The organism is Novosphingobium subterraneum (genome assembly GCF_000807925.1).
In the GTDB taxonomy this organism is placed as follows: domain Bacteria; phylum Pseudomonadota; class Alphaproteobacteria; order Sphingomonadales; family Sphingomonadaceae; genus Novosphingobium; species Novosphingobium subterraneum.
In genome coordinates, this window is the sequence record NZ_JRVC01000041.1 from 1 (window position 1) to 12,489 (window position 12,489).

At 61.3% G+C, this 12,489-nt stretch carries 13 protein-coding genes, 1 tRNA gene and 1 pseudogene; 2 read left to right on the plus strand and 13 right to left on the minus strand.

Annotated features, from left to right (window positions below; genetic code table 11):
- From NJ75_RS22850 to NJ75_RS22860, 3 genes and pseudogenes are all read right to left on the minus strand, one after another.
- Positions 1 to 350: pseudogene (locus tag NJ75_RS22850) on the minus strand (hypothetical protein); the annotation flags it as partial.
- Positions 343 to 1,929: an Eco57I restriction-modification methylase domain-containing protein gene (locus tag NJ75_RS22855; protein ID WP_039338671.1), complete on the minus strand. Its 1,587-nt coding sequence runs from the start codon at positions 1,927 to 1,929 to the stop codon at positions 343 to 345. The gene NJ75_RS22855 and the pseudogene NJ75_RS22850, both read right to left, overlap by 8 nt.
- The gene (locus NJ75_RS22860; RefSeq protein WP_236727241.1) at positions 1,926 to 2,804 is read right to left on the minus strand and encodes an N-6 DNA methylase; all 879 of its coding nucleotides are present in this window, start codon (positions 2,802 to 2,804) and stop codon (positions 1,926 to 1,928) included. The genes NJ75_RS22855 and NJ75_RS22860 overlap by 4 nt, the downstream gene beginning before the upstream one ends.
- 170 nt (positions 2,805 to 2,974) lie before the next feature.
- On the opposite strand from NJ75_RS22860, the gene NJ75_RS22865 reads away from it, so the two are divergent.
- Complete coding sequence (locus NJ75_RS22865) at positions 2,975 to 3,661, plus strand: GIY-YIG nuclease family protein (protein ID WP_052242793.1); 687 nt, start codon at positions 2,975 to 2,977, stop codon at positions 3,659 to 3,661.
- On the opposite strand, the gene NJ75_RS22870 is transcribed toward NJ75_RS22865, so the two are convergent.
- The 10 genes from NJ75_RS22870 to infA all read right to left on the minus strand — a co-directional run bounded on the left by NJ75_RS22870 (position 3,618) and on the right by infA (position 10,136).
- The gene (locus NJ75_RS22870; RefSeq protein ID WP_052242794.1) at positions 3,618 to 4,754 is read right to left on the minus strand and encodes a tyrosine-type recombinase/integrase; all 1,137 of its coding nucleotides are present in this window, start codon (positions 4,752 to 4,754) and stop codon (positions 3,618 to 3,620) included. The two genes, NJ75_RS22865 and NJ75_RS22870, sit on opposite strands and share 44 nt — an antisense overlap.
- Positions 4,751 to 5,236 carry a helix-turn-helix domain-containing protein gene (locus NJ75_RS22875; RefSeq protein WP_052242795.1) on the minus strand — a complete coding sequence of 162 codons (486 nt, stop codon included), beginning with the start codon at positions 5,234 to 5,236 and terminating at the stop codon, positions 4,751 to 4,753. The genes NJ75_RS22870 and NJ75_RS22875 overlap by 4 nt, the downstream gene beginning before the upstream one ends.
- A gap of 5 nt (positions 5,237 to 5,241) precedes the next feature.
- A complete protein-coding gene (locus NJ75_RS22880) occupies positions 5,242 to 5,409 on the minus strand; it encodes a helix-turn-helix domain-containing protein (RefSeq protein ID WP_039338673.1) in 168 nt (55 codons plus the stop codon).
- A 131-nt stretch (positions 5,410 to 5,540) separates the two neighbouring features.
- Positions 5,541 to 6,482: a hypothetical protein gene (locus NJ75_RS22885; RefSeq protein WP_039338675.1), complete on the minus strand. Its 942-nt coding sequence runs from the start codon at positions 6,480 to 6,482 to the stop codon at positions 5,541 to 5,543.
- A gap of 49 nt (positions 6,483 to 6,531) precedes the next feature.
- Complete coding sequence (locus NJ75_RS22890) at positions 6,532 to 7,782, minus strand: tyrosine-type recombinase/integrase (RefSeq protein ID WP_039338677.1); 1,251 nt, start codon at positions 7,780 to 7,782, stop codon at positions 6,532 to 6,534.
- 165 nt (positions 7,783 to 7,947) lie between these two features.
- Positions 7,948 to 8,023: transfer RNA gene (locus tag NJ75_RS22895), tRNA-Phe, on the minus strand.
- 107 nt (positions 8,024 to 8,130) lie between these two features.
- Entirely contained in the window at positions 8,131 to 8,307 is a 177-nt protein-coding gene (yacG, locus tag NJ75_RS22900) for a DNA gyrase inhibitor YacG (protein WP_039338679.1), read from the minus strand.
- Positions 8,304 to 9,296: a ribonuclease E/G gene (locus NJ75_RS22905; RefSeq protein ID WP_039338680.1), complete on the minus strand. Its 993-nt coding sequence runs from the start codon at positions 9,294 to 9,296 to the stop codon at positions 8,304 to 8,306. Before NJ75_RS22905 ends, yacG begins: the two co-directional genes overlap by 4 nt.
- Entirely contained in the window at positions 9,286 to 9,891 is a 606-nt protein-coding gene (locus NJ75_RS22910) for a Maf family protein (protein WP_039338682.1), read from the minus strand. The genes NJ75_RS22905 and NJ75_RS22910 overlap by 11 nt, the downstream gene beginning before the upstream one ends.
- Complete coding sequence (infA, locus tag NJ75_RS22915; RefSeq protein ID WP_039338683.1) at positions 9,891 to 10,136, minus strand: translation initiation factor IF-1; 246 nt, start codon at positions 10,134 to 10,136, stop codon at positions 9,891 to 9,893. The genes NJ75_RS22910 and infA overlap by 1 nt, the downstream gene beginning before the upstream one ends.
- Positions 10,137 to 10,429: 293 nt before the next feature.
- On the opposite strand from infA, the gene NJ75_RS22920 reads away from it, so the two are divergent.
- Positions 10,430 to 12,489 (plus strand): TonB-dependent receptor (locus NJ75_RS22920; RefSeq protein WP_236727242.1); only part of this gene is annotated, 2,060 nt, incomplete at its 3' end.

Here is a 12,489-nt window from a genome sequence, read left to right on the forward strand (position 1 = left end):
CCAACTGACCGCCCAAAGCCCAAAGTGGGGAATTTTACTTTGCCACTTCCGGGGATTTTTACAGTGCCGTTGACACCCTTGGCGATCAGTCGCTGGCGAACATCATGATCGCGAAAGGTGGAACCGTCGGGCCGTTCGGCAAAGCAATCGAGCGGAGTGTGCAGCGTATAGGCCTGCTGTGCCTGCCCCTGGCTCTGCCGGATGCGGTCATTGACGTCAGGCTGAAGGGTCTGCCCGACCTTGATGAGTCCGGCGTAGCCCTGTGGCGGATTGACGAAGGACCAAGCATAAACGCGAAGTCGTGCTTCGGGCTTGGGGGTCAGGACTTCGTCGATAGTTGGACTAGGCAACGGGTAATTCCATGGGCCGAATCATACCTTCGATAAAGGCGATTTCCTCGTCGGAAATATTGTACTTTTTATACAAATCGTCGTCATTCCAAGTGCGATCCCAAGTTTGCATTGGAACCCAGCGATAAGTGGAATGGGTGGCATGTTGTGTTATTTTCCGGAGAGAAACAATAAATCGGAAAAAGCGAGTTCGATAATAGGATTGAAGACTTTCAGCTTCAGCCTGAGAATTTACTGAAAAGAAAAGGTAAGATTGGGTGCAAACCGATGGGCAAGGCGCAATCAACGAAGGTCCAAGCACTAGGTCGACTCCGCTTTTCTCCCGCTCTCTTCCTGACCCAACTGCCGGAACGAGCAGCTTCCACGTATCGATCAGGTGCTCACTTTTCGTTACTTTCACCCGCTCAATGTAGCCCACTGATCGTTTGACTGATCTTATGTAATATAAAGGTATATCGCCTTCGCGCTGCTTTTCATGGAAGCCATCGAAGTTTGAAGTCCAGCCGAACTCCTTGTCACGAGCCAATATGGAGTTCACTGACGGCTCGTTGTGCTCAAGCACCTTCCGAAGGATTCCAAGAGAGCGACTATCGCGCACTAAGACGTCAAACTCGTCGAGCAGGCGCCGATTTGGCCCGTTTACTTCGCCCCCACGAATCGTGCTTACGTCGCACGGCCCATCGTGCTCGGCATTCCAAAGAAAATAGCAAGCTCCACCGTTGATGCCGACCGATGGAAAGATGTCAGCTGCATTAGTGTAATCAACCAATGTGCTAATGCGGCGGTCGCTGAGCATGGATCGGCGAAAATCGTTCAGCCCAAGCCCTGAAGCCATCCATCGCGAGGGAATCACCATTGTCAAAAAGCGCGGTTCAAGTGTCTTCGCCTGTTCCACGAAATGTTGATAGATTGGTACGTCTCGTGTGCCGCCGTCACTTGCGAGCTGATACGGCGGGTTCCCGATAATCACATCAAAGTGCATTTGGCCTCCGAACAGCTCGCCGAGGCGGGCCTGGATATTGTCGCTGTGGATGAACGCATAGGCGTGGTTTTCTTCGTCCATGCCGCGCTCAAGAAATTCCTTGCCCGCCCCGCAAATCCGGCAACGGTCGCCCTCGCGCAGATGCTCGGTCCGCTCGAACCAGATGTTCCCGTCATCCTTGTCGCCAAAGCTGCTGGCGACGCTGTGCGGGCCGGTTGCGTGTTTGGAGCAGTACAGACTGCGGCGGGCCAGCAGCGCTGTCAGCCGGGTGATGCCGATGCCGAACAACTGCTTCGTCAGGATGTGGTCAACGCGCTCCTGCAGATCGGGAAACTCGCTCTCCAGCCCCTTGATCAGCCGTGTAGCAATCTCGCGCAGGAAGACACCCGACTTGGTGCACGGATCAAGGAAGGTGACGCTGCTGTCTGCCCAGATGTTCGCGCCGTCGTTCGCCGCAGCCCAGCCTTCCGCAAGCGTATCGAGCATGCGGTTTGCGAACTCCGGCGGGGTGAACACCTCGTCGTTCGAAAGATTCGCGATGCAGGTCAGCACATCGGGATTGCGGCCCTTGAGCCGGAACGTGGCCTGCTCGGTCATGCCACCCCGTCCAGCGCTGCCAGTTCGCGCACCGTCATCGGTGGATAGCTCTCTGCCGGTTTGAAAATCTCGTGACTGCCAAGGTGCGAGAACAGCGAACGCTCTTCGCGGAAGCTGGCCATGCCGGTCAGCACGTCCAGCCGGAAGTCGCGCCGCTGAAACTTGCCCCTGCCGAGATAGCCCCACTCGACGATCAGGATCGGCCCGCCGCTCGCGTCCTTCATCGTCATCGCATCGCCATGCACGAGGTTGAGCGAGAGAACATGGCTGGCGGCGCGGTAAAGCTCGTCTGCCTCGTCCAGGCGAAGGTATTCGGCGAAGACGTCAAGCATGTTCGCGCGGCATTCGGCGATGTTGTCGGCCAGAAGCTCGATGCCATAGCAGCAGGTCAGCGCCTGCAGTGCGTGGTTGCGCTTCTCGAAATCGGACTTGCCGTACTTCGCCTCAACCGCTGCGAGCTTCCTCTGCAGGATCGGCACAAGGAAATTGCCGCTGCCACAGGCGGGTTCGAGAAAGCGGCTATCGATCCGCTCGGTCTCGCCCTTCACCAGATCGAGCATCTTTTCGACCAGCCAGGGCGGCGTGAACACCTCGCCATGGTCAGCGACGCGCTTCTTCGACTTGATGAGCTTGTCCGACTGGAACAGCGGCCCTTCGTCGCGAATGGCGGCGAACTCCGGCTGGACAGGCTTGATGCCCTCGTCCTTGTCGTCGCCTCCCATCCTGCCGATGATCTCCAGCGAATTGGCGATCTGCACCGGTGCCTTCTGCGCGCCGGATTCCCAAGCGTGCACCACGTCCTTCGGCACGGAAAACTCCCGCGCCACATCGTCCAGGCTGTAACCAGCCGCGATTCTACTTGCTGCGAAAGACATGCGGCCAGCATAGCCGAGTGTGCTGGCGATGAAAGCCTCAGCGATCAGGCTTTTGCACCAGAATAGCTAGAGCTCCAGATTGGGATAAACTCGAATAGAGCCGCCCCTTGCTTTCGGTGCCCCGTCGCGCTGAAGGTGCAGTCAGATCAAGCTGAACGGATTCTCGGGCCATGAGCGAAGGTTTCGTCTACATTCTGACAAACGAAGCCATGCCAGGGTTCGTCAAGATCGGTCTGACGCAGCAGGACGACGTGGCGGACCGGGTGAAGCAACTCGATACGACGTCTGTCCCTATGCCGTTCGAAGTCCACTTCGCGGCGCGCGTGCCGGACTGCCGAAAGCTTGAACGCACGCTGCACTTCGTCTTCGGCGAAAACCGCACGCGGAAGAACCGGGAGTTCTTCAAGATCAATCCCGACCTGGCGAAGGCGATCATTGAACTGGTGGCCATTGCCCCGGTGGAATACTCGGACGAGGAGCAGGACATCGACGCCAAGGAACGGGCGGAAATCGAACAGACCCGCACCCGCCGCGAAGTCCGAACCTTCAAGAGCCTGAACGTGCCGGTTGGCGCGCAGCTGACGTTCACGAAAGACGACGCCATCACCTGCACCGTCGTCAGCGATCGCAAGGTCCTGTTCGAAGGCCAGATCATGAGCGCAACCGCAGCCGCGTTGGCCGTGGTGCGTCAAATGGGCTATGACTGGAAAACCGTAAACGGGATGGAATATTGGGCCTACAAGGGCGTGAAGCTTTCCAGTCTGGGCGAAGGCCAGCCGGACTTCGAAGCGGACGAGGAAGCGGACAGTGCAATCATGCCGTCGGGTCCGGGTCCGGGTTCTGGCGTTCTTCCTTGAACGTGCGGCTGGCGATCTTCCGCAAGAGCGCCGCAAACTCAGGATCGTCCGCAAGGCCCTGCAATGGGTTTTCGTTACCGGACTGCCGGATCAATTCGCCCTGCTTGTGAACCGGCACGTGGCCGTAGCTGGTGAAGGTCGTCATGACGTTTTCATGGCCCAGATTTTGCGACCACGCCTTCATCTGTTCGGCGTTCAGGTCCAGCGACATCGCATGGCGGACAAGCATGTCGCGCAGGCTATGCGGATTGAAATAGGGCAGGCCGACGGCTTCAAAGGCGCGGCGGAACACGTCGCGGATCGCGTTGGTGCTGCTCCAGCCGGTCCGGCCAATACCTTGGGGTTCGAACTCGCCATTTTCGCCAATGCCCACTTCGGTAAGAGGAAACAGGTAGTCGGTCGGGCCGCGCAGTTCCTGTTCGCGCAGTTCAGTCACCCATTCCGAGAGGATGGCTTCCGCGCCGTCCACAACAGGCATGAAGAACGTGCGGAAGGTCTTGCTGAACTTCGTCTTCACCGTTCGCGCGTCCTGCTCGATCCACTTGCCAACAAGGTTCACGTGGCCCAGCCGGAAGGTAGCCAGAGCGCCGACACGCGCCCCGGTAACGGCAGCGCAGGCAATGAGCGCGCGGTTGCGGCGTTCGACCAGAGTGTTGCAGGGCATGTTCGCCAGCACGTGCTGCACCTGTTCCACTGAAGGCACGGCCTTTTCCCGAATCGCGCGTGCGATCGCGGTGTCCTTCTCGCTCAGGTTGAAATAGTCGGCATCCGAGAAGGCGATCTTCTGCCGGAAGCCGGGTTCGCGTGACAGCCACTCGAAGAACGCCTTCAGGTCTGACAGCGTGGAATGCACCGTCGCCTTGCTCAGCGTTTCGCCTGTGCGGACGTTGCGGGCTTCGGCCATGCGGCGTTTGAAGGCCATCGCCTGTTCGCGGTGGAACTTGCGGAAATCCTTCCGCCCCGTCGATTCTTCGAACCGGGCAAGGGACTTTGCCACACGGTCGATCGTGGCTTCGTCGCGGCCCCGCGCGTCCTTCAGATATTGCAGGTAATCGCGCTTAACGCGCTCGTTGCTGGCGTTGTGTTTCGTCATAGCGCGTCTCGCTTCTTGAAGTCACAGTTGGGGGAAGGGGAAGCACGCCCACTTAGGCGTAGCGGTGCTTCCACCGTTTGGACCTTCAGACCGGGCATGATGCGGCCCAGATCGTCACGTCGTGCGCTTCGATGCATCACCGCGTTGCAGGTGCCGCAGATCGCGCGCAGGTTGCCGTTGGCAGGCTTGCGGGGGATGTAATCGACCATGCCCAAGGCCGGTTCACGCGGGGCGCGGCAGCGCAGGCAAAACATCTGTCCGGGGCCGCAGGTGTGTTTGCGTTTCTGGTTCAGGGTTGTGAGAAACCGCCGCACAGTCTCGCCGTGGAAGATGACGGGGCGGGCCTTGTCGATCGTGGCCAGCCCCGCCTTCTGCCAATGGCGGATGGTGTTCTTGTGGACTTCGAGACACGTGGCCAGTTCGGCCACGGTGTAAGTGCGCAGCAGCTTCACCCGGTAGGGATTGACCCGGCGGGCAGGCATCGGCCTTACTCCTGCCCGGCCACCAGACGGCGGATCGATTCCACCTTCACCAGCGTGCGGCGGCCAAGCTTGATCGCTTCCAGCCGCCCGTCGGCAAGCATAAGGTAAACGGTGGTGCGGCCAACGCTCAGGGCGCGGGCAGTGTCATTGATCGAGCTGGTAAGCTTTTCCATCGGTGGTGCTCCATTTGGACCGTGGCGGGTGCCAGCGGGTGCAAAGGAACATCAGCGAATCGGGGCGGCGTGTCGGACAGAAAGGCTGAAATGAGGCCGACAATCCGCCAAGCCTGATTTATTGGCCAGATTTAAGCTTTTGAGTATTCTTGGAAAATTATCTTCGCATAAGGCCTCACCGTGCTTACGCTCGGCTCTTTATCGCCCTTCGCCAACAATGTAATCAGCGCCTTTTCCACGTCAGCCTGCACTTCTGGAATCAACTCAGAGCGCAAGAGCATCCCCCATATGGAAGAACAGGCAGTGTGCCAGTCATAGGTCGGGCGACGGCCCCGGTTGTTGTCGTTGTCGATGCTTGCACCGTGTTCGACGACTGGCTTCGCCTCGCTCATCAAAGCGGCATCCAGCGTTCGCCTGTGAAAGTGCACGCCGCGTAACACCATGTCGCTTTGGCCGAAAGCGTCTACACCCTGGACCAAAAACTTGCCATCAGACCAAGATGCGGACGCATTGCGGCTCCGACACTTATCCCAAAACCATGCAGGAACGTCCCATTCGCGTTCAATCCATGTCGGCTTCGCGTCGGGGACTCGTGGCGCTCGCTCGGCCTGAACTGCCCTTGCGATGAGAAACCCTAAGCTTGCTTGATCTATCAGCCATCTGCCCGCGTTGTTGGGTGCGCGTGAGTCAAAGCAGCGTGCATATGCATCACGCGCTGAAATCCAATCAGGGTTTCCGGCAACAGATATGCTTCGCAGGACTAACCCGCGCTGTTCGAAGGGAACCATATCGAGAATGCCTGACAGCTCTATGTCGAGCCCATAAACATCAACGTCCAGTTCGCCGTCGACGCAGTTCGTGAAGTCGCCACGATCCCAATCTGCCTTGAATTTGGAATATGGATCAATTTCCCAGAATGCGGGGCCAACTGGTTTGCACTCCAACGTCTCGAACTTCGATTTGATCATCCTCGCACGCGTAGTTAGGAGATCGGTTCGAAGACGATCAATAAGAGAGCGTTCGTCCTTTACGATTTCCAGCGCTAGTTTCGCGGGAATCCATTGTTCAGCCATGCCCGACAGTATGCGCCACTGAACGGGCAAGACAAGCGACGCAAATCAGCTATCCACGGCGTGCGGATGCAATTCTCACAACTTCCGCTCCAGTCCGCAGCGTGTCGAGATAGTCCGCCCACCATTGGGCCATATCGACGCGCTCCTGCCAGTGCTGGCCGCGATGATAGGCGGCGCGCACGGCGTCCCTGTCCTTGTGGGCCAGCGCGCGTTCTATCGCGTCGGCGGACCACTTGCCAGATTCGTTCAGAAGAGTGCTGGCCATGGCGCGGAAGCCGTGGCCGGTCATTTCGTCGTTGGAATAGCCCAGACGGCGAAGCGCGGCGTTGACGGTGTTCTCCGACATCGGGCGAAGGTGCGTGCGGATCGACGGGAAGACATACTGGCCATCACCCGTCAGCGCGCGGGCTTCGGCCAGCACGGCCAGCGCTTGGCGCGACAGTGGCACGACGTGTTCCGAACGCGCCTTCATCTTCTCGGCTGGTATCCGCCAGACCTTCGCGTCGAAGTCGAACTCCGACCATTCGGCATAGCGCAGTTCGCCGGGGCGGACGAAGACCAGCGCGGCCAGTTGCAGTGCGAAGCGCGTGACGGGGTGGCCGTCATAGCCATCGATCGCGCGTAGCAGCTCACCGGCCTTCTTTGGCTCCAGAATCGCGGCGTGGTGCTTCGACTTGTGGCTGGTCAATGCGCCGCGCAGATCGCGGGTAGGGTCTGACGGGGCCAATTGGTTCGCGATGGCGAAGCGGAAGACTTGGCTGGCGAACTGCAACGCACGGTGCGCGGCTTCGGTGCGTCCGGTGGTTTCATACTTGCGCACGGCTTCGAGCATTTCGAACGGCTGGATTTCAGCGACGGGGCGCTGGCCGACGGTGCGGTCCAGAAGCTTCAGGAGCCATTCCTGTTTTGACGTGGTGCGTTCGGAGCGGCCTTCACGCTGGCACTTCTCGATGTAGGCGCGTGCGACAGCTTCGAAGGAATTGGCGGCGCTGATTTTTGCTGTGTGGGCATCGCGACGCTTCTTCTCCGCAGGATCGACTCCAGCCGCCAGCGTGGCGCGCGCTTCGTCACGCATCCGGCGCGCGTCCTTCAGGTTCACTTCGGGATAGGTGCCGAAGCCGACCTTCTTCTCGACGCGCTTCGGCTGGCCGTCTTCGTCGCGGCCATCGACGCGGAACTTGAACCGCCAGAGCTTGCCACCCGATGGCTGGACCAGCAGGAACAGGCCCTTCTCGTCGGTCAGCTTGTAAGGCTTCGCTTGGGGCTTCGCATTGCGGATTGCGGTGTCTGTCAGTGCCATTTGGGGGCCACGCCTTTCGCCGGTTTCAAAGTGGCCCCCAAGGTGGCCCCCAGAATCACCCGGTTACGGGCGCGCAAAGGCGGACATCAGCGGTTAGGCCGATGGTGAAAATGGCAGATTTCTGCCGTTTTTTCAACTTTTGGAGGATGGTGGCGGATAGGGAAATGGTGCCCGGGGACGGATTCGAACCGCCGACACGCGGATTTTCAATCCGCTGCTCTACCAACTGAGCTACCCGGGCATCGTCCTTTGCCGCGTCCTGTGAAGGACCTGCAGGCGATGGGAAGCGCGCCTATGGCGAAGCGGCGCGGGCTTGGCAAGCCCCATCGCGCGAAAATTTTGGAGAGGCTAGTCTTCGTGATCCTCGTCGGCCGGTCGTCCCGGGAGCGCGTATCCGCCTTCCAGCCACTGCACCAGATCGCGGTCCTTGCAGCGGGTCGAACAGAACGGGGTGTGGGCTTCGCTGCGGGGCTTGCTGCAGATCGGGCAGCGCTTCTGGGTGGGCCGGGCGGCAGGCGTATTCATAGCGGCACGCCTTGGGCAAAACCGCCGGAAAGGGCAAGGGCCGGGTCTTCCTTGCGGCGGATCGTGCGGCCGGTCCGACTGGCCAGTTCCGTCTCCCATGCGGGGAGAATCGCGGCAAGCACGCGCGGATGGGCAGTCAGCAACAGTGCGCCGGGCTCGCTGACGCGCTCGGCGTTGCGCAGAAGTGCACGGGCAGCGGCAGCGACCGGAAAGCGCGTGTATCGCGCCACGAGCGAGGCGCGTTCAAGCCGCGACACCAGATGCACGAAACCGAAGCCGTTCATCGCGGTGCGCTCGCCCTGCCAGTCGATCAATGCATCTCCCAACGCCTTATCGACGTGTTGGCGGTCCTTCTTTTCGTGCAGCGTCGGGAAATCGATGCCGACCGATCCGCCGATATCAAGCCGGTGCAGCGCATCGGCTATGACATCGACCGCGGACAGCGCGAGCTTCAGCGGCGGAAGCGTGCCATCGATATCGATAAGTGTCATTGCCGGGGTCGGGCTGACGATGATCGAGCCGCCCGCGAATGCGATCTCGCCCGTGACGGCCTGTTCAGCGAGTTCGTCCCAGCCATTGTCGGCAAAGGCACGGCCCGTGATGGCGACCGATTTGACCGAAGCGCCGGTCGCTTCGAGTTCTTCGCGCAAGCTTGGTGCTGGGCGAGGATCCTCGCCCGGGGCGGGACGGACGACAGGGAGCTTGGTGCGGCCGCGTTCGGCGATGGCAGCGCGGGTTACACGCACGGTCAGGCTTACGCCTTCGGTAGCCTCGCGCGGCAGCTGGTCGACCAGCGCTTCGGCGCCGTCATCGAAGCGCACGACACCGCGCCGGCTGCCGGCGTGGCGGGTGACGAGGCGGGCCTGCGCGACCAGACCGGGACGCACCTTCTCTCCCCAGCAGACGCGGGCAGAGAGGATGCGACCGCCCGAAACCAGAATCGCGCGTTCTTCGCCGATCCCTGCTTCATGGAGCCAGTCAGCAGACATCGATGCCCGCGGCCCGCAGAACCTTGCGTGTTTCGAACAGGGGCAGGCCGATTACGCCGGAATGGCTGCCCGAAAGCCAGTCGCAGAAGCCTTCGGCACTGCCCTGGATGGCATAGCCCCCGGCCTTGCCGTGCCATTCTCCGCCAGCGATGTAGCTTTCCATTTCCTCGTCCGAGAGGCGCTTGAAGCGCACGATCGTCTCGGAGAGGGATTCGCGCAAGGCTCCGTCGGGGGTAATCACCGCGATGGCAGAAAATACCCGATGGCGACGGCCCGAGAGCAGGGCGAGGCACTGGCGTGCGGTTGCCTCGTCTTCCGCCTTGGGCAGGATGCGCGCTCCGGCACCAACGACGGTATCGCCCGCAAGGATCACGCAATCCGGGGCAAGTGCGGCAGCGGCGCGGGCCTTTTCGGCAGCAAGCCGCGACGCATGGGCGCGGGGACGTTCGCCCCTGTGCGGCGTCTCGTCGATGTCGGTGGCCACGACGCGCGAAGGCGTGACGCCAATGCGCCGCAGCAGTTCAAGCCGGCGCGGGCTGGCCGATGCCAGAACCAGTTGGTGGGGTGATGACGCGGGCGAAAGCTCGCCCATCATCAAAAGCCGCCGGGACCGCCGCGACCGGGCATGAAGCGGTAGGTGATGCGACCTTTGGTCAGATCATAGGGGGTGAGTTCGACCAGAACTTCATCGCCCACCAGCACGCGGATGCGGTTCTTGCGCATCTTGCCGGCGGTGTGGCCGAGGATTTCGTGGTCGTTTTCGAGGCGGACGCGGAACATCGCGTTGGGCAGGAGTTCCACCACCTGTCCGCGCATTTCGAGGAGTTCTTCTTTCGCCATCGGCGGGCTCGGATGCCTTTGTATAGAGGTATGCAAAAAGGAACGCGCAGGTCATCGGAAATGATCCGCGCGCAGAGGAATTGGGCGGCCCATAGCCTTGCCGGGCGAAAAAGGGAAGAGGCGCGCAGGAAGTGACCAGCTTTGGTTCAGGTTTCTCTGCCGATGTAACCATCCATGCTGCAGTGCGACAAACTGATACGAAATGCGCATAGCCACTTCGGGACCGTCTCGGCAGGTGTGACGTTGAAGAGCCGACGCTTGCCCGGCACCCCCGAGTTCAAGGATTTCCAGACGTGAGATTTTCCGCCGCGCCCTCGCTGGCTGCCATTGCCCTTTGCCTCTTGGCGGCCAATCCGGCCGTGGCGCAAGACGTGATCGCGGGAACCGACGATACGCCGCCGGATGCGCTGCAGGATCTTGAAGGCAACCCGATTACAGCCGAGGACGACGAGATTCTGGTCGTTGCCACCCGCATCAAAGGCCAGGTCGATACGGCTCAGCCGCCGATTGCGGTGCTGGATGAGAACGCGATCGCCTCCTATGGTGCCGGTTCGCTGCAGGAACTCCTTGCCGCGCTTTCGCCGCAGACGTCGTCAGGGCGTGGCCGTGGCGGCGGGATGCCGGTGGTCCTGCTGAATGGCATGCGCATTTCGGGCTTTCGCGAGATGCGCGGACTTCCGCCAGAAGCCATCCGCCGGGTCGAGATCCTGCCCGAGGAAGTTGCGCTCAAGTACGGCTACCGGCCCGATCAGCGCGTGGTGAACTTCATTCTGAAAGACAACTTCAGCAGCTTCGGCAGCGATAGCGAGCTGCGCCTGCCCAGCGGCGGAGGCTTCACCGAGTGGGAGCAGGAATTCACCCTGACCAGGATTGCGGGCGGCAACCGCATCAACGTTACAGGCAAGCTTGAGGATGCCAGCCCGCTGACCGAGGCGGAGCGCGGGATCATCCAGCCCGGCACTTCGGCGACGCGCGTTGCGGGCGATCCCGATCCTGCCGCTTATCGAACGCTGATTTCGGACTCCAGGTCGGCGCAACTCAACGCCACGCTGGCCCGTGCGCTTGGCAGCGGGGCGGGCCTCAGCGTCAACCTGCTCGCCCAGCGTGATGACCAGCGCTCGCTCAACGGGCTCAACGGGGTGACGCTGACGGATGCGACCGGCAGCTTCTCGCGCTTCACACTTGATCCGCAGCCGCTGACCACGCGCCGCCGCACCACGACCCTGCAGGCGAGCGCGGCACTGAACAAGCCGCTCGGCAACTGGAACCTGGCGGTTACCGCAGATGGCGGGCACGTCGAGACAAAGAGCACGATCGATCGTCGCGCCGATCTTTCCGGAGTGCAGGCGCTGGTGACTTCAGGTGCGCTCGCCGCTTCGGGTGCTCTGCCGACGACAGCGATTCTCCCCGGCGCGGCTGACCGGGCGCTGTCAAAGACGGATTCGCTCTCAAGCCTGGCTACGCTGTCAGGCCGTCCGCTGCGCCTGCCGGGCGGTGAAGTGGCGCTGACTGTCAAGGCCGGGTTCGACTATTCAGGCATCGAAAGCAGCGACACCCGCACCAATACCGGACAGATCAATCTCAAGCGCGGGGATGCGCAAGCGGGGTTCAGCTTCGATCTGCCGATTACCAGCCGGAGGGAAGGCTTCGGTGCGGGCATTGGCGACCTTTCACTTAACGCCAATGCCGAAGTGCATCGGCTTTCGGACTTCGGCACGCTCTATAACTGGGGCGGCGGGCTGACCTACAGTCCCACGGAAAAGCTGACCCTGCAGGCCAGTTATGTCGCCGCCGACAAGGCGCCGAGCCTGACTGAACTGGGCGGCCCTTCGATCCTCACCGAGAACGTTTCGATCTACGACTTTTCGCGCGGTGAGACGGTCCTGGCCCGGGTGATATCCGGCGGCAATCCCAATCTCGTGAAGGAGCGCCAGCGCGACTGGAAATTCGGCTTCAACTGGACGCTGCCGTTCCTCAAGGATTCGACCTTCGTCGCTGAATACTTCCGCAACCGGTCGACCAATACAACGAACGATTTTCCTCTGCTGACGTCTGAGGTGGAAGCAGCGTTTCCGGGACGTGTCATTCGCGATGCGTCGGGGCGGATCGTGTCAGTGGACCAGAGCCCGGTCACTTTTGCCGAAGAGAAAGGTTCGCGCCTGCGCTATGGCCTCAACCTCTCGGGCAATTTCGGCAAGCCTGACCCGACCATGCAACGTGGGCCAATGGCCGGCCTGCGGTCGGGCGGGGCCGGTCCGGGTGGGCCTGGTGCGGGTGGTCCGCCCGCTGGCGCGCCTCCGGCCGGGGCGGGCCAGGCTGGTCCTCCGCCTGCCGGTGCCGGACCGCGCGACAT

What these genes read in the sequence shown, in the direction of transcription:
- NJ75_RS22855 (WP_039338671.1), bottom strand. Translation starts at nt 1,929, where the DNA reads ATGACCGAGCAGGCCACGTTCCGGCTCAAGGGCCGCAATCCCGATGTG.
- NJ75_RS22860 (WP_236727241.1), bottom strand. Translation starts at nt 2,804, where the DNA reads ATGTCTTTCGCAGCAAGTAGAATCGCGGCTGGTTACAGCCTGGACGAT.
- NJ75_RS22865 (WP_052242793.1), top strand. Translation starts at nt 2,975, where the DNA reads ATGAGCGAAGGTTTCGTCTACATTCTGACAAACGAAGCCATGCCAGGG.
- NJ75_RS22870 (WP_052242794.1), bottom strand. Translation starts at nt 4,754, where the DNA reads ATGACGAAACACAACGCCAGCAACGAGCGCGTTAAGCGCGATTACCTG.
- NJ75_RS22875 (WP_052242795.1), bottom strand. Translation starts at nt 5,236, where the DNA reads ATGCCTGCCCGCCGGGTCAATCCCTACCGGGTGAAGCTGCTGCGCACT.
- NJ75_RS22880 (WP_039338673.1), bottom strand. Translation starts at nt 5,409, where the DNA reads ATGGAAAAGCTTACCAGCTCGATCAATGACACTGCCCGCGCCCTGAGC.
- NJ75_RS22885 (WP_039338675.1), bottom strand. Translation starts at nt 6,482, where the DNA reads ATGGCTGAACAATGGATTCCCGCGAAACTAGCGCTGGAAATCGTAAAG.
- NJ75_RS22890 (WP_039338677.1), bottom strand. Translation starts at nt 7,782, where the DNA reads ATGGCACTGACAGACACCGCAATCCGCAATGCGAAGCCCCAAGCGAAG.
- yacG (WP_039338679.1), bottom strand. Translation starts at nt 8,307, where the DNA reads ATGAATACGCCTGCCGCCCGGCCCACCCAGAAGCGCTGCCCGATCTGC.
- NJ75_RS22905 (WP_039338680.1), bottom strand. Translation starts at nt 9,296, where the DNA reads ATGTCTGCTGACTGGCTCCATGAAGCAGGGATCGGCGAAGAACGCGCG.
- NJ75_RS22910 (WP_039338682.1), bottom strand. Translation starts at nt 9,891, where the DNA reads ATGATGGGCGAGCTTTCGCCCGCGTCATCACCCCACCAACTGGTTCTG.
- infA (WP_039338683.1), bottom strand. Translation starts at nt 10,136, where the DNA reads ATGGCGAAAGAAGAACTCCTCGAAATGCGCGGACAGGTGGTGGAACTC.